Genomic DNA, 19,895 nt, shown 5'->3' on the forward strand with positions numbered 1-19,895 from the left:
TTCCTTTAGGAGGTTGATAGAATTGTAGTTCTGAAAATGTATCCAAGCTTTCGTTTTAAACCATCTTTTTTTTACAGTAAATTGAAAACGCATTCAAAAATCTTATTAATCAATTATTAGCATAATTACTAAACATTCATTTTAAAAAAGGGGAGAGAGAAAAATGGCTTCATTATCAAAACAGATTAAAAAATCTTCAAAACTAAGAAAGAAACTTCTTGCGACCGCACTTACTCTATCATTAGTTGCCCCAGTTATCGGACCACAGGCAAGTTTTGCACAGGATGACCAAGGATACACAGGTGAAGAAGGAGAAGCTACTCCTTATTCTGGACGAGGTGCAATTACAACTTATAAAATTGCAAAAGCTGCAGGCCAGCCAGAAATTGAAGTGGCAACTCAAGATAGAATTCTTGAAATTGACGGCAAATATTTTAGAGATGCCAATGGCAATAAAAGATTAGATGGATACGAAGACTGGACAAAGCCAGTTTCAACACGTGTAGCGGATTTGATTAGTAAAATGACACTTGAACAAAAAGCTGGATTGATGTACATAAATACTCATACTCCAGAAGCTGATCCGGCAGATGGGAGATTTGTAACTGCTAATAACAGCAAAATTGTTACTGATAAAAAATTGCGCCACGTTATATACCGTCTATCTCAAAACTTAGGCGATATTGCCAATTATAATAACCAAATGCAACAATTAGCAGAGGGTCTAGAATTAGGTATTCCGGTTGTGATTACTTCAAATCCAAGAAACTCTGCCTCAACAGATTATACAAATATTACAAATGTTCAGGACCAACATACCTTCTGGCCAGGAACATTAGGTTTAGCAGCAGCTAGGGATGTGGAAGCTGTAGCTGAATTTGCGGATATTGCCCGTCAGGAATGGAGAGCTGCTGGTATTCGTAAGGTTTATGGATATATGGCTGACGTTGCAACAGATCCACTTTGGGCACGAATTGAGGAGACATTCGGCGAAGATCCAAAATTAGTTGGCGACATGAATTATGAAATCATTAGAGGGTTCCAAACTGAAAAACTTGGCAATGATAGTGTAGCAATTACTGTAAAACACTTCCCTGGCGGTGGTGCTCGTGATGATGGACAAGATCCTCACTTTGCAAACGGCAGCTTTAACATTTATCCTACTGAAGGAAGTTTGGAAAAGTATCATATTCCTCCTTTCCAGAGAGCGATCGAAGCGGGTGTAGCATCCGTAATGCCTTATTACGCATACCCAAGTAATGATAGTGCTGATCAAGGTTTAGAACCATATAGTGAAACTAAGCAATTTGAAGAAGTTGGTATGACTTTAAATAAAGGAATCATAGATTACTTGCGTGAAGGTCTTGGGTTCAAAGGATATATTAACTCTGACTCAGGTGCAGTTGCGGGCAGTGCATGGGGTTACCTAGTTGATGAAAATGGAAAACCAATTTCAGGTGCACAAAAAGTGGCCAAAGCATTAAATGCAGGAACCAATATTATTTCAGGTGGTGCAACACCAGAGTTGGTAATTGAGGCAGTTAACACTGGTTTAGTAGATGTATCAAAAGTTAACGAATCCATTTCCTATACCCTATCAGAAATGATGACATTAGGTCTATTTGAAGACCCATATGTAAATCCTGCTGAAGCTATTACTGCTGCAAACAATGAAGAACACAGAGCATTAGCTTATGAAGCACATCAAAAGTCAGTCGTTTTAATGCGTAATGATAAAACCAAAGGTGAAAAACTATTACCGTTAACGGAAGAAAAGTTAGAAGATGTTAAGCTTTATGTTGAAGGATTTATTGGGGTTGCTCCAGGAAGAAATAATCCAAATCCTCAAAAAACTATTAATGAAGAATCAGCAAAACAAACTGCTGCATTTAATGCAGACTTAAAGAATATGCTCAAAGAAAAATTCCCTAACATTATGTTAGTAGATAGTGTTGATCAAGCAACTCATGCATATTTATATATTAAACCAACTCAATCTAACTGGGATAATAACCCACGTATTGATGTTAATGAAACAACAGGTATTCTTGAATTAGATCGAATCATTGAAATTCAAAAAGCTGTTCCAACAATTACTGCGGTAAACTTTACGAACCAATGGCTAATAAACAAGCTTGAACCAAATGCTGCTGCATTAATCGGTACTTTCGGTACGCTTCAAGAGGCAGTATTCGATGTGATCACTGGAGAATTCAATCCTGTTGGAAAACTTCCATTCGCTATTCCAGCTAGTGCGGAAGCAGTAGAAAGAGAAGTCGGGGATGTTCCAAGCTTTGCTCCTGAAGAATATAAACATTTCACTTATAAGAATAAAAATGGTGACAAGTACGAATACGGATTTGGTCTTTCTTACAAAGACAACAATGGAAAAGCGGTTGGAAAACCTGATCATGCTGGTGAAACAGGAAAACCTGCTCATGCAAGCGAAACAGGAAAACCTGCTCATGCCGGAAAATCCTCGAAAGAATAAAAATTAGCACAATTTAAGATTGATATAAAAAGAGATGCTACTTTCCCCAAGTAGCATCTCTTTTATCTATACTCTTTTTTCGAAATTAACTCGTTTGTTAATCAAATAAATAATCGGCATACCTACTGCCATCACGACAAATTCTCCTATTGCCACTGTTAACCAAGTAAATAAGAATGGCAATTCGAATGCTAGGTTTAATTCCCAAGCAATCAAGAACATAGTGAAGGTGAAGACAACGGTATTTACAATCATACGAGCCCAGATTCCTTTAATGAAACGTGCAGATACTATTGTAATCGACAAGGCTAATAATGATTGACCAACACCAAAAATGAGGTCATAGGCAACGATTGGCGAAAAGAATAGGTTGGCGAAAAATACTCCTAAAATAATTCCGAATATATACTTCTTATTAAAAACAATAAGATGGTTAAACATTTCTGAAACACGGAATTGTATATTTGTAAAACCAAAAGGAGCGATTAAGCCTGATACAGCAATGTATAAAGCCGCTAATATCGCGTTTACGACAAGTGTATTTATTTTCATATATAGTTCTCTCCTTAGTTTTTTTACGTGGGAGGTTCTCGAACCACGTTTTACTGACAAAATAACATGGTAATATAAATGAGTTTACTAGTCAATATCAAGTGTGTACCATCTGGTTCAGCAAAGTTTAATATATGTTTATATATTGGATAATATTTCCCTTTTTGTACATTCTAATAGTAAAAAAACATTTATGAGTTCCACTCCCAACCTAAATTAATGCTTCAGGATATCCCCTTTTAAAACTTCATGCTATTATATTTCTTGTGAATCATTTGCTATGGTTGAATAATATTCAGAATATTAATAAAATAAAGAGAGGGGGGACTAGATGGAACCCATTATTGCTTTAGAAAACGTATCATTTTCATACAAAATCAATGAGACCAGTTCAGTGTCAGTTCTTAAAGATGTCTCCTTTTCCATTTTTCCAGGTGAATATGTTGCGATTATTGGACATAATGGTTCGGGGAAGTCAACACTATCAAAACATCTTAATGGGCTCTTAACGCCTGGGTCTGGGGATGTTTGGGTGCATGGTCACAATACAAAGGACGATACCAGGAAGCTAGACATCCGAAAAGCGGTTGGAATGGTCTTTCAGCATCCTGATAATCAAATTGTTGCGACCATTGTCGAAGAGGACGTGGCATTTGGGTTAGAGAATATCGGCGTTTCGAGAGAAGAAATGAAACAAAGAATCGATGAGGCTTTAGAGGTCGTGAAAATGTCTGAGTTTCGGAAAAGACCGCCACACCATTTATCAGGAGGACAAAAACAAAGAGTTGCAATTGCTGGAGTGCTTGCCATGCAGCCAGACTGTATCGTATTCGATGAGTCTACCAGCATGCTTGATACTTTTGGCAGAAATGAAGTCCTTCAGGTCATGAGAAAAATGAATGGGATGGGAATGACCATCATTACGGTTACCCATCGCATGTCTGAAGCAGCAGAAGCAGACCGCATTATTGTGGTTGAAGACGGGAAAATTGTTATGGATGGAAACCCGCAAGAAATTTTTAAGCATAAAGAGATTTTAATGGAGCTCCAATTAGATGTCCCAGCGGTAAGTCAGATGGCTGAAATGGTCCATAATCAAATTCCGATTTTTTCTAATGAATTAATCCAAGAGGAAGAACTAATTAATGAAGTAAAGAGAGTTTCAAATGCAAGGAGCGGGGAGGTGGTCTAAGTGCCTGAGAAGCCGATCATCGAAATAGAAAACTTATTTCATACATATATGAAACGAACCCCTATGGAGCATAAAGCCTTAATGGGGACAAGCATGGTGGTCAATGAGGGAGAATGTATTGCGATTATTGGGCACACTGGGTCAGGGAAGTCCACCCTTATCCAGCATTTTAATGGTCTGATTCGACCCGATTCAGGGAAAGTTATCATCGATGGAGTAGATCTATCGAAAAAACGAATTGATATAAAAGCTTTGAGGAGAAAGGTTGGACTTGTTTTTCAAAACCCTGAAGATCAAATCTTTGAAAAATTAATTGGCGATGATATTGCCTATGGTCCTTTTAAACTTGGGCTGCCACTGAAGGAAGTAAGAGAACGGGTTAAATGGGCAATGGACATGGTGGGTTTAAACTTTGAAGAAATGAAGGACCGGCAGACATTTGCCTTAAGCGGCGGACAGAAACGTAAAGTTGCACTTGCTGGCATTCTAGCATTAAAGCCGAAGATATTAGTTCTTGATGAACCAACTGCAGGGCTTGATCCGAGGTCACGAAATGAGTTGCTTGATAAGATAAAATTCTTAAATAAAATGGAAAATTTAACGGTTATTTTCGTTTCTCACAATATGGAAGAAGTTGCTTATTTAGCGGATAGAGTCTATGTAATGGCAAATGGTACAGATGTGTTATCAGGTACTCCAGAAGATATTTTTACTGACAAGGATAAACTGCAGCGCTACCAAATTGGAACGCCTGAAACGGTACAGGTTCTATACCGGCTAAATGACCTTGGATACAATGTAAATACTTCTGCTTTTGCGGTTTCTGAGGCAGCAAATGAAATCATAAAGGTCCTTAACGATGGAGAGGGGGAGAATCATGGCTAGTGAATTTGAACTGTCAAGGAATATTACGATTGGTCAATACGTACCGACTGGTTCCTATATTCACCGGCTCGACCCGAGGATAAAGCTGTTAGTGTTCACTATACTTGTTTTAGCCATAGCCCTCAATACTAGTTATTTAGGAAATGCTCTTGGTCTGCTATTATCTATTTATTTATTCTGGGCATCCAAAATACCTATCAGTTATGGGTTATCGGGAATAAAACCTGCTATTCCCTTTATCATTATTTTAGCTGTGCTTCAGCTTATCTTCCAAGGTAATGTCTTTTCTGGCGGGACTTTATTTTTTGAGTATGGATTCATCTTGATCACGAGCGAGAGTATTCGACTCGTAATCGTTTCGGCGGTACGATTTGTGGAAATAATTTTATTAAGCAGTGTTCTGACACTATCTACATCAACAACTGAATTAACTCATGCGATTCAAAGTCTTTTAAGCCCTTTGAAAAAAATAAAATTTCCTGTCCATGAACTTTCTTTAATTATTACCATTGCCATTCGCTTTGTACCAACCTTTGCGATTGAAATGGAGAAAATGATGAAAGCACAGGCATCAAGAGGGGCAGATTTCGGATCGGGAGAATGGTGGAGAATCATTCAAAGGACGAAGGATATGCTCCCAATTATTATCCCCTTATTTAATATCGCCTTATCTAGAGCAGAGGATCTAATACTAGCGATGGAATCTCGCTGTTATACTCCTGGAAATGATAGGAGTGCCTATTCGGTTTATAAGGCACTTGGTCGTGATTACTTAGTATTATTTATTGGGCTATTATTATCGTTTCTATTATTTTTTTATCCGTTTCCATATTAGATGATAAATAAAAGGGGGAGAAATAGAATGAAGGGTTCATTAACGGTTCGAAATATTGTTATTGCCGGAGTGCTTGGTGCGGTTGCGATTCTATTAGGTGTAACTCGGTTAGGATATATTCCCGTACCTACAGCAGCGGGAAATGCAACAATCATGCATATTCCTGCGATTATTGGGGGGATTATGCAGGGACCGATTGTAGGAGCAATCGTCGGAATAATCTTTGGTGTTTCATCTTTCTTAAATGCTACAGTTCCTCTATTTAAAGATCCATTAGTGGCGATCCTGCCTAGACTTTTTATTGGAGTTGTCGCTTGGCTTGTGTATGTTGGGATTCGCAGGAAAAGTGAATATCTGGCTATTGGTACTGCAGCATTCTTAGGTACCTTGACTAATACTGTCCTTGTATTAACCATGGCAGTCGTTAGAGGTTACATGGGTGCTGAAGTCGCTTGGACAGTTGCTATAACGAGCGGTATTCCGGAAGCAGTCGTAGGTACGATTGTGACACTTGCTGTAGTTTTAGCCTGGAAGCAAATAGGTAAAGGTAAAAAATCTAGGATATCAGAGGATTTATAATCTTATAAAAAAAAATTAACCCATTGTGGCTTAGGCACCAATGGGTTTCTTAATAAAATTGGGGAGTTGAGTGATGTGAAACTTGTTAATTTTGAACAATCCATCGACAATCGGATTCTAAAGCGCGGACTTGATTATTTTGAACAGGGACATGTCGTAAGTCTTGAAACAAAGGATAAAAAAAGATACAAGGCCAGGGTAGAGGGATCAGAAGTTTATCGAGTAGAGATATCATTAGATATAAACGATGTAATAGTAGAATCGTATTGTGATTGCCCATATGACTTAGGTGAGTTTTGCAAGCATGAGGCAGCCGTTCTATATGCATTGAGGAATGAAAAAACTGGTCGGGAACCCGCAGTTATGGTAGAAAATGATTTGAAAAAGGTTTTAGAAGAACAAAACAAAGATGAATTAGTTCGCATTATACTGGAAATTTCAGACGATTTTCCGGATATTGAAAAACGTTTGCTTTTTAAGTTTGCGAACAATGAAGATGAAATTGCTGCAAGTAAGAAGCTTATCAGAGAATATATTAATAACGCCAAAAGAAACGGTTTTATTGATTGGCGTCATGTTGATTATGCGCTGCAAGGTGCAGAGATGACGCTGAAAAAAGCACATGAGAAGATTGAAATGGGTGATAGTGAGACAGCAGTTTTACTAGCACTAGCAGTTTTGTCACCCGTTATCAAAATGCTCCAATATAGCGATGACTCCAATGGAGGCGTTGGATTTATAATGAATCGAGCTATTTCTACCGTTGAACAAGCAGTAATGACAGATATGGAGCATTTAGATGAAAAAGAGCAAAAGAAACTTTTTGAGATAATTTTAAAAGAAGCAATGAAAAAACAATACGATGGCTGGAGCGATTGGCGCTTTGGTCTATTAAATGTTTGTACGATCTTTTCTCCTAAGAAGGATTTGCGAAAAAAGTTAGAAAAGCAGTTGGTAGTGCTAGAGCAAAGTGCTGGTACATCGTGGAGTGCAAATCATGATAAGAAAGAGATAAAGCTTCTCCAGTTTGAAATAATAGAAAGATGTGATGGAACGGAAGCAGCAGAGCAGTTTATTTTTGAGAATATTAATTTAAGCGATTTCCGTGAAAAAGCCATTACGATAGCATTGGAAAAAGGCGATTATGAGAAAGTTCTCGAGCTTGGTATTTCCGGAGAAGAAGTAGATAAAAGCTTCCGCGGACTTGTGCATAAGTGGAGGGAGTACTGTTACCAAGCGTATGAAGGTTTGGATGATGTAGAAAATCAACGGAAATTGGCATATGAGTTTCTTTTTAAAAATGAATATTCTTATTATGCGAAATTGAAAGAGTTATATAAGCAAGATGAATGGGCAGAGGTTTTAGGTCAGATAATTGAAACTTTTGAAAAAGAGAGATACCAATCAACTGTATACACTGAAATCCTGAAAGAAGAAAAACTAGCGAAACAAATGATAGAATATTGTAAAAAGCATAAACCCTTAATCATGGATTTGTATCCATATTTAATGGAGAGCCATTTTGAAGAAGCAAATGGTCTGTATATTAACTACATTGAACTGTCTGCAGAGGGGACCTCAGACAGAAGAGGTTACAAAAATGTTTGTAAGTTGATAAAAACCTACAAAAAAGCATTTGGTACTATTCATTCACACAAATTAATCGGAGAATTGAAACAAAAATATCAAAAGCGCCCAGCCTTTTTGGATGAATTAGGGGAAATTAGATAATAAAAGGAAGATGTATAAATGAGTAATAGTAAATGGGGAATAGAATGCTGCACCATTTAGAGATATATGTTTCAGACCTTGATAAAAGTGTTGGATTTTGGGGCTGGCTGTTAACTGAATTAGGATACGAACAGTATCAAAAATGGGAATCAGGGATTAGTTGGAAACATCAAGAAACCTATCTCGTGTTTGTCCAAGCTGATGAAAGGTTTTTAGATGTTCCTTACCATCGCTGCAGAGTAGGGCTAAATCATCTTGCCTTTCATGCAAAGTCAAGGGAACATGTTGATGAAATGACCGAGGCATTAATTGAGAAAGGTATCCCAATCCTATACCAAAACAAGCACCCGTACGCGGGAGGAAATGAATATTACGCTGTCTATTTTGAAGATCCAGATCGTATAAAAGTAGAACTAGTCGCACCTAGCATAAAGAAAGGTAATTTTTAAAAGTGTGATTTAAATCACGAAAAACCATTACTTTTATCTTTATAATCGAAAGAAAGTAAAGGGGTGTGGATATGGAGTATAAATTTAAAACACTTTTTAGTGAAATTGGCGGTCAGGAAACGATTGATAAGCTGGTTGCTGCTTTTTATCCAAGAGTTTATGCAGATCCTGAATTAAGACCGCTGTTTGAAGGGGATATGGAGGAAATTATGAGGAAACAAAGAATGTTCCTTCCACAATTCTTAGGTGGTCCTGCTCTTTATAGTCAGGAATTTGGACCACCTGCGATGAGAGAGCGGCATCTTCCTTTTGAAGTGACACCAAGGAGAGCGCAGTGCTGGCTTCGCTGTATGAAGGAAGCCTTTCAAGAGATTGGTCTCTATGATCAACCTGCTGGTCTCGCATTTTATGATCGTTTAACACAAGTAGCTGGTATTATGGTAAACAGTCCGGATAAAGAAATCTAAAAAGTCTCCTCCTCCACTTGCTGGGATGAGGAGTTTTTTTATGTTATAGTATTTTTATTTATTAGCTAGGAGGGTTTGAATTGACAATAAAAGATAATTGGTGGAAGAAGAGCGTAGTTTATCAAATATATCCTCGAAGCTTTATGGACTCAAATGAAGATGGTATTGGCGATATCCAGGGAATCATCAAAAAACTGGATTATCTAAAATTATTAGGTGTTGATGTAATTTGGCTAAGCCCAGTTTATGACTCGCCTAATGATGATAATGGCTATGACATTCGTGATTATCAAGCAATTATGAATGAGTTTGGGACAATGGCTGATTTTGATCACATGCTTGAAGAGGTACATAAACGAGATATGAAACTTATAATGGATTTGGTGGTTAACCATACATCTGATGAACACGATTGGTTTGTACAATCGAAAAGTTCGAAGGACACTCCATATAGAGATTACTATATCTGGAGGTCACATCCGAATAATTGGGGTTCTGTTTTTAGCGGTCCAGCCTGGGAGAATGATACCACGACAAATGAATACTATTTACATATTTTCTCTAAAAAACAGCCTGACCTAAATTGGGAAAATCCAAAGCTCCGGCAGGAAGTTTATCAAATGATGGGTTTTTGGCTTAATAAAGGAATAGATGGCTTTCGAATGGATGTTATTAATTTTATTTCCAAACATCCAGAACTTCCGGATGGTGCGAAAGATGAGGAACAACAATATGGAGATGGCAGCCCTTACTTTATGAACGGACCAAGGATTCATGAATTTTTGCATGAGATGAACCAGGAAGTTTTATCTAAGTATCCGGTAATGACCGTTGGAGAAATGCCTGGAGCTTCACCTGATGATGCCATCCTGTACACAGACACTAAAAGGCAAGAAGTAAACATGATTTTTACTTTTGAACATATGGATCTAGATAGCGCACCAGGTGGTAAGTGGAATTTAAAGCCACTGTATTTACCAGATTTAAAGGAAAACTTGGCAAAGTGGCAGACAGCTTTACATAATAAGGGCTGGAACAGCTTGTATTGGAACAATCATGACCAGCCGCGTATTGTTTCTCGTTTTGGAGATGATCAAAACTATCGCGTGGAATCAGCGAAAATGCTGGCAACTTGTCTTCATTTCATGCAGGGAACACCGTATATTTATCAAGGTGAAGAAATAGGAATGACAAATGTGAAGTTTGATTCCCTTGAGGATTATCGGGATATTGAGACTATCAATATGTATCATGAGAGAAAATCTTTAGGATATTCTCATGAAGAAATCATGACTTCTATTTACACAAAAGGAAGAGATAATGCAAGAACGCCAATGCAATGGGATGATTCAGAAAATGGAGGATTTACATCCGGTACTCCATGGATTAAAGTGAATCAACGCTATAAAGAAATTAATGTGAAAGCTGCCCTAGAAGATCCAAATTCGATCTTTTACTTCTACCAAAGATTAATTTCCTTACGCAAAGAAATGGACATTATTGTCGAAGGAAGTTTCGAACTGCTATTAAAAGACAACACTGAAATATTTGCTTACGAAAGAAAATGGAATGATGACCACCTAATCGTGTTGTGTAATTTTAGTCATTCAGAAGTTTTAATAGAAGAGGAAGTGCTGCTGAAAAAAATGCAGGAATATCAAGTGGTTATTTCCAATTATGAGCCACTAAATACGGGGATTCTACGCCCTTACGAGACAATTGTCTTAAGAAAATAAAAACGAAGAAGGTGCTTTTTATTTGAGCCCCTTCTTCGTTCTTTTTAATATTCCAAGATAACAAATCCATTTCTAGGAATATGAGTTGTCCAGGTTTCAGCTGAAACCTTCGTTTCTTGTCCATTCCATAGATTTTTAATCGTTTTCCCGCTTACATTATAGGGAATACGATATTCAACTTTGCTTTTGTTTGTATTTAGGATGATTAGGATGGTTTTTTCATCATTTGTCTTCGTGTAAGCTAGACAATCCAGGTGCTCAGAGTCAACAAAGGAAAAATCACCCTCATTTCGAAGTAAAGGATGTTTCTTTCGTAATTGGATTAGTTTTTGAACATGGCTATATAGGTCTGTATTTTGGTTCTCTGTATCCCACTCCATACATTTACGGCAGCCAGGATCTTGGGAACCTGTCATACCAATTTCATCACCGTAATAAATACAAGGGGTTCCTATATAGGTCAACAACATCGTAAATACTTGCTTCACCCGGTCGATATCATCGCCGCACTCCGTCAATATCCTTGGAGTATCATGGCTGCCGACAAGATTAAAAGCTGCCTCATTCACATTTTTAGGATACATATGAATAACACTAGTCATATTCTCCACAAACTCTTTCGCTGAAATGCTTTGCTTTGCAAATAAGTTTAAAATATTCGTCGTAAAAGGATAATTCATAACTGCGTCAAATTGATCACCTCGTAGCCATGGCATGGAGTCGTGCCAAATTTCCCCTAATATATATAAATCTTGCTTAATTGCTTTTACTTCCGAACGGAAATCTCTCCAAAAAGCGTGATCCACTTCATTTGCAACATCCAATCTCCAGCCATCGATATCAAATTCCCTTACCCAATAGCGACCGACTTCTAATAAATATTCCTTTACTTCAGGATTTTCGGTATTGAGCTTCGGCATAAAAGGAGTAAAGGCAAATGTATCATAGTTTGGTGTTGGTTCAGTTATTATAGGGAATTCATGGATATGAAACCAATTTTTAAATCGAGAATTTTCCCCTTTTTCAAGGACATCCTGAAACTGAGGGAAGAGAAAACCGCTATGGTTGAACACAGCATCGAGCATAATTTTAATCCCATTTTGATGACAGGTTTCTACCAAATCTTTAAAGGTCTCCTTTGTTCCAAACTGTGGATCGATCTCCATATAGTCAATCGTATCGTACTTATGGTTGGAGAATGCTTTAAATATGGGGGTGAAGTAAATTCCGGATACCCCAAGTTTTTTTAAGTAAGGTATGTTCTGTATGACCCCTTCAATATCTCCGCCAAAAAAGTTTGTCGGTGCAGGGTCTTCGCTGCCCCATGGAACCACACCCTCAGGGTTACTTTCTTTATTTCCATTCGCAAAACGTTCAGGGAAAATTTGATACCAAACAGTATCTTTGACCCAATCTGGAGCTTTAAAAACATCGATCGTATTCATAAATGGGAAACAAAAATAATAGGCAGTATCATCTAATGGTGGCTCTGGATAGTACCCTTTCTCTGTTAAACAGGTTTTTTCCGAACCGTCATCTAAAATGAAACCATAGCGTATTCTTCTGAAAGGAGGAACCACAGTCACATACCAATAATCAAATAATTGATCGGAGCCGCTCTTTTTTAAAGGAACCGTACTTGTTTGCCATTGATTTTCTTTCCAATCATATGGATCACCATATACAAGTGTTACCTTATTTAAATCATTCTTTTTTGTTCGTATTTGGATATTTAATTTACCGTTTGCGCAAACGTATGCATAATTATCTTTGGGTCGATGATAAATGGCTTCTTTTAACAATAGAGTCATCTCCTTATCAATACAATTTATTTAAGGGTTATTGTAACCTAAAAACCTTGATAATACTACGGTTTATTATAAAAACGATATCATGATAAAATAAGGAAATGAGATTTTCCAAAAAAAGTTGTTGTATTATTTTAAAACGGGCATATAATTAGAATTAAGTTGTGCAACCGTTTTCGCAATTGTAAGCGCTGTTTTAATTGTTTGCATTTTGAAGGTGTTTGTACACTGCAAATCATTCCTAATAATATACAGGAGGAGAAAAAATGAAAAAAGCAATTTCAATTTTCATGCTTGTTGTTTTAGTGTTTGGTGTACTTTCAGCTTGTGGGCCAAAAAGAGAAGAAACATCGGGCACAAAAGACACAGACAAAACGGAAGAAGCAGCTAAGCCAGAAAAATTAGTAGTTTGGGAAGATAAAGATAAATCAGGCTGGCTTGAAAAAGTAGCAGCTGATTTTGAAAAAGAATATGGAATTAAAATTGAGTATAAAGAAGTAGAAATGGCTACAAAAATGCGTGACCAGCTTCGTCTTGACGGTCCTGCAGGGACAGGTCCAGATATCGTAACATTACCACATGACCAAATTGGCCAAGTTGTAACAGAAGGGCTTCTTGCTGAACTTAAATTAGATAAAGAAGTTACTGATAAATTCTCGCAATCATCTATTGATGCGCAATCGTATGATGGTAAAGTTTACGGACTTCCAAAGTCTTCTGAAACACCAGTATTGGTTTACAATAAAGATTTAATGGCAGACGCTCCAAAGACAATGGACGAGCTTTACACGTTCTCAAAAGATTTCACAAAAGATGGGAAATTTGGTTTCTTAGCACTTTGGGATAACTTCTATTTCGCTCATGGTATTATCGGCGGTATGGGAGGATATGTTTTCAAAAACGAAAATGGAAAACTTGACTCTGCAGACATCGGCTTAAATAACAAAGGTGCGGTTGAAGGTACGGAATACATTCAAAAATGGTACACAGAAGGGTTATTCCCTAATGGTATCATTGGTGAAAATGGCGGCTCAGCAATGGATGGCCTTTTCACAGAAGGTAAAGTTGCTGCAGTTATGAACGGTCCTTGGTCATTCCAGCCATATAAAGATGCTGGGATTAATATTGGTGTTGCAGCACTCCCAACACTTCCAAATGGTGAACATGTAAAAACATTCATGGGTGTAAAAGGTTGGCATGTATCTGCTTACTCTAAGAACCAAGAATGGGCGGCTAAATTCTTAGAATTTATTACAAATGATGAAAATGCGAAATACCGTTTCGAACAAACTGCTGAGGTTCCAACAAACGTAGCTTTAGTTGATGATCCAGCAATCAAGGAAAATGAAGGTGCAAAAGCCGTTGCTGAGCAATCACAATATGCGGTTCCAATGCCAAACATCCCAGAAATGGGTCAAGTTTGGGATCCAATGGCTAAATCTTTACAAACAGTTGTAACGGGTAAAACAGAACCTAAAGCAGCGCTTGATTCTGCCGTTGAACAAATTAAAGCAAGTATCGCTTCAACGAAATAATAACAAAGTCAGCAGTACCTCAATCCTCGGGGTGCTGCTGACAATTAATAACTAGTTTTGCTGCTTTATGAAGGAAAAATCGATCTTTTCCTTGATAAAGCATTGAAGCTAGACAGTTCTCAAAGTTAAAGAGAAATAATAAAAGTATATATTAGAAAGGGGAGTTTAGGATGTCTAAAGATTTATCCTTTGCAACCAGTCACCGTAAGAATGCATTGATTCTTTCCATTATCCCTGGGTTAGGTCAGCTTTATAACAAACAGTTATTAAAGGGAGCCTCCTTTCTCATTATGAGTGCTGCTTTTTTCTACGTTTTTTATGATTTATTAAACATAGGATTATGGGGTTTAGTTACTTTGGGGGAAATTCCATTTACAGATCATTCTATCTTTTTATTAGTGTACGGGATTCTAGCACTAATAGTTTTAGTATTTGGTATTGGTTTTTATTTGTTTAACCTGCGTGACGCCTATAAAGTCGGGTTAAGCCGCGACAATCATGAACCTATTAGTACAGTAAAAGAACAATATAGAAATCTGATTGATAATGGTTTTCCATATTTGATTATGTCTCCTGGATTTTTATTGTTAGTATTTGTTGTTGTTTTTCCAATTCTTTTCGTATTATTACTAGCATTTACGAACTACGACCTTTATCATTCTCCTCCAGCAAAGCTTGTGGATTGGGTGTTGTTTAAGAACTTTGTTGATATCTTTAAAGTAGATATGTGGCGTCAAACCTTCTTCTCCGTATTATCTTGGACATTGGTTTGGACATTTGTTGCGACAACCTTCCAGGTTGCTTTGGGAATTTTCTTAGCGATTATCGTTAATCAAAAAGATGTAAAAGGTAAAGCAATCATCCGTACCGTTTTTATTCTTCCTTGGGCAGTTCCAGCGTTTGTATCGATTCTTGTTTTTGCTGGAATGTTCAATGAATCTTTCGGAGCTATTAACCGAGACATTCTTGGATTCTTCGGTATGGAAGGTCTTCCTTGGATGACCGAACCTATATTCACAAGGATTGCCTTAATATTTATGCAAACATGGCTTGGTTTTCCGTTTATTTTCGCAATGACAACTGGTGTCCTGCAATCTATTTCACAGGATTTATACGAAGCGGCGACTGTTGACGGTGCATCTAACTTTCAAAAGTTTAAAAATATTACATTACCGCTTGTACTTTATGCAATTGCACCGGTTTTAATTACACAATATACCTTCAATTTTAATAACTTTAACATCATTTATTTATTTAATGGCGGTGGACCAGCTATATCTGGTCAAAACGCCGGTGGAACAGATATCCTAATTTCTTGGATTTACCGCCTGACAATGACTTCAGCGCAATACTCCAAGGCAGCAACGTTAACAATGTTGTTATCAATAATTGTAGTAGCCGTTGCTATCTGGCAGTTTAAAAGAACAAAATCATTCCAAGAAGAGGATATGATGTAAAATGAAAAAACAAAATTTTGGTAGACTCACCCTAACGTATTTAGTTGTCCTAATCATGTTTGTAATTATTTTATATCCACTTGCATGGATTATCGGTTCATCGTTTAACCCAGGGCAAAGCTTGTCAGGATCGAGTATTATTCCAGAGAATGCAACACTAGCCCACTATAAAGAGCTATTTGATACAAGTAAAAGTAATTATGTTTTTTGGTATATCAATTCTCTAAAGGTTAGTATTTTAACCATGCTTTTTACCGTAATTTTAGTAAGCTTTACTGCGTACTCATTCTCACGGTATCGATTTGTCGGGCGTAAAAATGGCTTGATGACTTTTTTAATACTGCAAATGATTCCAAACTTTGCAGCATTAATTGCCATTTATATTTTAGCGACGCTAACTAAATTAATTGATACTCATTTAGGTTTAATTCTTGTATATGTTGGCGGACAAATTCCGATGAACACCTGGTTGATGAAGGGTTATTTAGATACTATTCCAAAAGAACTCGATGAATCAGCAAAAATAGATGGAGCAGGACATTTACGAATCTTCTTCCAAATTGTCATGCCGCTAGCTACTCCAATTATTGCGGTAGTTGCACTATTCTCTTTCATAGCACCTTTTGCTGATTTCATTGTTGCGAGTATCTTACTAAGGACAGAAAAAAATTATACCCTTGCAGTTGGTCTTTACGAACTTGTAGCAAAACAATTTGGCGCAGAATTTACGACATTTGCAGCTGGTGCCGTATTGATTGCCGTACCAATCGCAATCCTGTTCTTGTCTTTCCAACGCTTCTTCGTATCTGGTTTAACAGCAGGTGGAACGAAAGGTTAAAATTGAATTGACTAGGTGGAAAATGTTTACCTCTAGATTATAATAAAAACAAAAACCCTTTGAGAGGGATGTAGAATATGGCAGTTACAATTAAGGATGTTGCAGCACTTGCAAATGTAGCGCCTTCAACGGTTTCACGAGTGATAGCAGACAGCCCGAGAATCAGTGAAGAAACGAAGCAAAAAGTAAAGAAAGCAATGGAGCAGCTTGGCTACCATCCAAACTTAAATGCAAGAAACCTAGCAAGCCAATCAACACAAGTGTTAGGTCTTGTCATGCCAAGCTCAAAAGATGTTGGCTTTCAAAACCCCTTTTTTCCAGCCGTTTTACAAGGTATTAGCGAAGGGGCACGAGAGAAAAATTACGCTTTACAAATGTCAACGGGAAAATCAGAAAGAGAAGTTCTTGATGCTGTGATACAGATGGTTCAGGGAAAAAGAGTCGATGGAGTTATACTGCTCTATTCTAATGTAGATGATCAGGTTATATCCTATTTAAAGGAGCAGAAATTTCCTTTTGTTTTAATTGGGAAGCCTTATATAGATATTGAGGAAATTACACATGTTGATAATGATAATGTTCGTGCGGCAAAAGATGCGACTGACTATTTAATAGGCTATGGACACGAGAAAATTGGTTTTATCGGCGGGAGTGCAGAGCTTATGGTAACAGTTGATCGTGTATCTGGTTATAAACAAGCCTTAATAAATGCCGGTCTGGAAATCACCAATGAATACATGATACATGAGGAGTTTTTAAGAGAAGGCGGTCAAGAAGCAGTTCGTGAATTAATGGCACTTGAGCATCCTCCTACTGCCCTTGTTGTGGCAGATGACTTTATGGCTTTGGGAGTTCTCAATACGCTGGATGAGCTTGGAATTAGAGTGCCAGATGACTTATCGATTGTTAGCTTTAATAATGTACTGCTTGCAGAAATGGCAAGGCCGCCATTAACCTCCGTTGATATTAACATATTTGAACTTGGCTATCAGGCATCGAAGAACTTAATTGTTATGGTGGAAAATAGGAATGAACCTACTAAGCGCCTAATCATTTCTCACCAAATCATTGAACGTTTATCGTGCAGTAAGCCAAATCCATAGGATTGGAAAGGATTTAACATGAAAAAATTATGGTGGAAAGAAGCAGTTGCCTATCAAATTTATCCCCGCAGCTTTATGGATTCAAACGGGGATGGAATTGGTGATATTCAAGGCATCATTTCTAAATTAGATTATTTGAAAGAATTGGGAATTGATGTGATTTGGATTTGTCCAATGTATCAATCACCAAATGATGATAATGGGTATGACATAAGTGATTATCAGGAAGTAATGAATGAATTCGGGACAATGGCTGATTTTGACCAGCTATTACATGAAACGCACCAACGTGGTATGAAGCTGATCCTCGATTTAGTTATTAATCACACAAGTGATGAGCACCCGTGGTTTATTGAATCCCGTTCCTCAAAAGAAAGTCCTAAGCGAGACTGGTATATTTGGAAGGACGGTAAAGATGGGAAAGAGCCGAATAATTGGGAAAGTATATTTGGCGGCTCTGCTTGGGAATATGATGAACAAACAGACCAATACTTTTTGCATATATTTTCGAAAAAACAGCCTGACATTAATTGGGAGAATAAAGAGGTAAGACAATCTCTATATGACATGGTTAATTGGTGGCTGGAAAAAGGAATTGATGGATTCCGTGTTGATGCCATCAGCCATATTAAAAAAGAAGATGGATTAAAAGACATGCCAAATCCTAAGGGATTAAATTATGTTCCTTGCTTTGAAAAAATGATGAATGTCGACGGGATTCATACATTTTTAAAAGAGCTTAAGGATGAAACGTTTTCTAAGTATGACATCATGACAGTAGGCGAAGCAAATGGAGTAACGGTTGATGATGAAGCTGACTTAGAACAGTGGGTAGGAGAAAAACAAGGGAAATTCAATATGGTTTTTCAATTTGAGCACCTTAATCTTTGGGACGCTGAAGTGAAAAAAGAACTTAATATTATCGAATTAAAAGATGTCTTAACCCGCTGGCAAAAAGGGCTTGAAGGTAAAGGATGGAATGCCCTGTTTATTGAAAACCATGATAAAGCACGTGTGGTTTCAACTTGGGGTAATGACCAAAAGTTTTGGCGGGAAAGTGCAACAGCATTTGGAGTCATTTATTTCTTCATGCAGGGGACACCGTTTATTTATCAAGGACAAGAAATTGGAATGACAAATGTTAAATTTGATTCCATAGATGACTATAATGATGTATCTGCAAAAAATATGTACCGATTGAAGAAAGCAGAAGGCGTTTCCCACGAAGAAATTATGGAAGTAATCTGGGCTTCTGGCCGAGATAACTCTCGCACTCCAATGCAGTGGTCAGATGAAAAAAATGCTGGGTTTTCTACAGGAACACCATGGCTCAAGGTAAACCCAAATTACAAGAAAATTAATGTTGTTTCGCAGAAAAAAGATGAGGCATCTATACTGAATTTTTACCAAAAGATGATTCATCTTAAGAAGGAAAATGAAGTGTTTACTTATGGCACTTATGATTTGCTGCTGACTGAACATCCTCAGATTTACGCCTATACAAGGACACTGAAAAAGGAAAAGGTGCTAGTTATTGCGAACCTTTCCGACCGCCCTGCTGAAATGAATGAAGTTCCAATGGAAAATCGTATCTTGTTATTAAATAATTACGATGGGGCAGAGGTAGAGCAAGCTTCAACGCTAAATTTAATGCCATACGAGACAAGAGTGTATAGAATTTAAGTTCAATAAAAAAGAGGAATAAGCAGAGATGGGGAGCTCCCAGTCACTGCTTATTTTTTTATTACGATCTTTTCTGGTTATTTCCGCACAAACTGCTTATAGCGCTTTAAGCAAAAATTTCAGATAATTAAAGTTGATGGGTTGACAGGTTATTAAGCGTGATGTATATTCAAATTAATTAGAATTCTTTGTATAAATTAGACAATTAAATTAAAACCAACGGTGGTAATTCAATTTTTTAACTTGTACCTACAACCTGATAATATAAATGAAACTTATCTATAAAAAGTTGGAATTACACTAAAAATATAATTATTATTTTCTTTCTATTTTTGATGTACTAGTAAAGAAAGATCATGTTAATACATAAGAGGAGATTTACTAGTGATTAGACTTAAAGATATTGCAGAATATGTTGGTGTTTCTATTTCTACAGTTTCTAGAGTGATTCAAAATGATCCAACCCGAAATGTGAAACCGGAAACGAAAAGAAAGATCTGGGAAGCAGTAAAAGAGCTGGGGTACGTACCGAATCAGGATGCTAGAAATTTAGT

Annotated in this window: 17 protein-coding genes and 1 riboswitch; of the genes, 15 read left to right on the forward strand and 2 right to left on the reverse strand. The window is 37.2% G+C overall.

The features are described from left to right. Positions 1-163 precede the first annotated feature (163 nt). On the forward strand, positions 164-2,491 hold the full coding sequence (locus TR08_RS07255; protein ID WP_045516986.1) for a glycoside hydrolase family 3 protein: 2,328 nt from the start codon (positions 164-166) through the stop codon (positions 2,489-2,491). A 66-nt stretch (positions 2,492-2,557) separates the two neighbouring features. Here TR08_RS07255 and TR08_RS07260 read toward each other — a convergent pair whose 3' ends face one another. Then, entirely contained in the window at positions 2,558-3,043 is a 486-nt protein-coding gene (locus TR08_RS07260) for a QueT transporter family protein (protein WP_045516988.1), read from the reverse strand. A gap of 8 nt (positions 3,044-3,051) precedes the next feature. Further along, a riboswitch (PreQ1 riboswitch) is annotated at positions 3,052-3,096 on the reverse strand. A gap of 278 nt (positions 3,097-3,374) precedes the next feature. Here TR08_RS07260 and TR08_RS07265 point away from each other — a divergent pair. The 8 genes from TR08_RS07265 to TR08_RS07300 all read left to right on the forward strand — a co-directional run bounded on the left by TR08_RS07265 (position 3,375) and on the right by TR08_RS07300 (position 10,917). Further along, positions 3,375-4,235 carry an energy-coupling factor transporter ATPase gene (locus tag TR08_RS07265; protein WP_045516990.1) on the forward strand — a complete coding sequence of 287 codons (861 nt, stop codon included), beginning with the start codon at positions 3,375-3,377 and terminating at the stop codon, positions 4,233-4,235. Next, complete coding sequence (locus TR08_RS07270; protein WP_238579099.1) at positions 4,236-5,120, forward strand: energy-coupling factor transporter ATPase; 885 nt, start codon at positions 4,236-4,238, stop codon at positions 5,118-5,120. It begins immediately after the preceding gene. Continuing rightward, a complete protein-coding gene (locus TR08_RS07275; RefSeq protein WP_045516992.1) occupies positions 5,113-5,955 on the forward strand; it encodes an energy-coupling factor transporter transmembrane component T family protein in 843 nt (280 codons plus the stop codon). Before TR08_RS07270 ends, TR08_RS07275 begins: the two co-directional genes overlap by 8 nt. A 27-nt stretch (positions 5,956-5,982) precedes the next feature. Then, positions 5,983-6,534 (forward strand): ECF transporter S component, encoded by a 552-nt coding sequence (locus TR08_RS07280; protein ID WP_045516993.1) that lies wholly within the window; start codon positions 5,983-5,985, stop codon positions 6,532-6,534. Positions 6,535-6,609: 75 nt separating this feature from the next. Next, a complete protein-coding gene (locus tag TR08_RS07285; RefSeq protein WP_045516995.1) occupies positions 6,610-8,265 on the forward strand; it encodes an SWIM zinc finger family protein in 1,656 nt (551 codons plus the stop codon). Between the two features lie 32 nt (positions 8,266-8,297). Further along, a complete protein-coding gene (locus TR08_RS07290; protein ID WP_045516997.1) occupies positions 8,298-8,714 on the forward strand; it encodes a VOC family protein in 417 nt (138 codons plus the stop codon). Between the two features lie 71 nt (positions 8,715-8,785). Further along, positions 8,786-9,181, forward strand: a complete 396-nt coding sequence (locus tag TR08_RS07295) for a globin domain-containing protein (protein WP_045516999.1) — start codon at positions 8,786-8,788, stop codon at positions 9,179-9,181. Between the two features lie 86 nt (positions 9,182-9,267). Further along, positions 9,268-10,917 (forward strand): glycoside hydrolase family 13 protein, encoded by a 1,650-nt coding sequence (locus TR08_RS07300; protein WP_045517171.1) that lies wholly within the window; start codon positions 9,268-9,270, stop codon positions 10,915-10,917. 44 nt (positions 10,918-10,961) lie between these two features. Here TR08_RS07300 and TR08_RS07305 read toward each other — a convergent pair whose 3' ends face one another. Continuing rightward, on the reverse strand, positions 10,962-12,719 hold the full coding sequence (locus tag TR08_RS07305; protein ID WP_045517000.1) for an alpha-glycosidase: 1,758 nt from the start codon (positions 12,717-12,719) through the stop codon (positions 10,962-10,964). 272 nt (positions 12,720-12,991) lie between these two features. Here TR08_RS07305 and TR08_RS07310 point away from each other — a divergent pair, with 272 nt between their 5' ends. The 6 genes from TR08_RS07310 to TR08_RS34160 form a co-directional block, all read left to right on the forward strand. Further along, the gene (locus TR08_RS07310; protein WP_045517001.1) at positions 12,992-14,260 is read left to right on the forward strand and encodes an extracellular solute-binding protein; all 1,269 of its coding nucleotides are present in this window, start codon (positions 12,992-12,994) and stop codon (positions 14,258-14,260) included. A 170-nt stretch (positions 14,261-14,430) separates the two neighbouring features. Then, positions 14,431-15,717 (forward strand): carbohydrate ABC transporter permease, encoded by a 1,287-nt coding sequence (locus TR08_RS07315; protein ID WP_045517003.1) that lies wholly within the window; start codon positions 14,431-14,433, stop codon positions 15,715-15,717. Between the two features lies 1 nt (position 15,718). Then, on the forward strand, positions 15,719-16,555 hold the full coding sequence (locus TR08_RS07320) for a sugar ABC transporter permease (RefSeq protein WP_045517012.1): 837 nt from the start codon (positions 15,719-15,721) through the stop codon (positions 16,553-16,555). Positions 16,556-16,632: 77 nt separating this feature from the next. Next, on the forward strand, positions 16,633-17,658 hold the full coding sequence (locus TR08_RS07325) for a LacI family DNA-binding transcriptional regulator (RefSeq protein ID WP_045517014.1): 1,026 nt from the start codon (positions 16,633-16,635) through the stop codon (positions 17,656-17,658). Positions 17,659-17,676: 18 nt separating this feature from the next. Next, positions 17,677-19,341: a glycoside hydrolase family 13 protein gene (locus TR08_RS07330; protein WP_045517016.1), complete on the forward strand. Its 1,665-nt coding sequence runs from the start codon at positions 17,677-17,679 to the stop codon at positions 19,339-19,341. A gap of 384 nt (positions 19,342-19,725) precedes the next feature. Continuing rightward, the coding region (locus TR08_RS34160; protein WP_045517018.1) for a LacI family DNA-binding transcriptional regulator at positions 19,726-19,895 on the forward strand (170 nt) is incomplete at its 3' end.

Source organism: Neobacillus niacini, assembly GCF_000759675.1.
GTDB classification, from domain to species: Bacteria; Bacillota; Bacilli; order Bacillales; family Cytobacillaceae; genus Neobacillus; species Neobacillus niacini_A.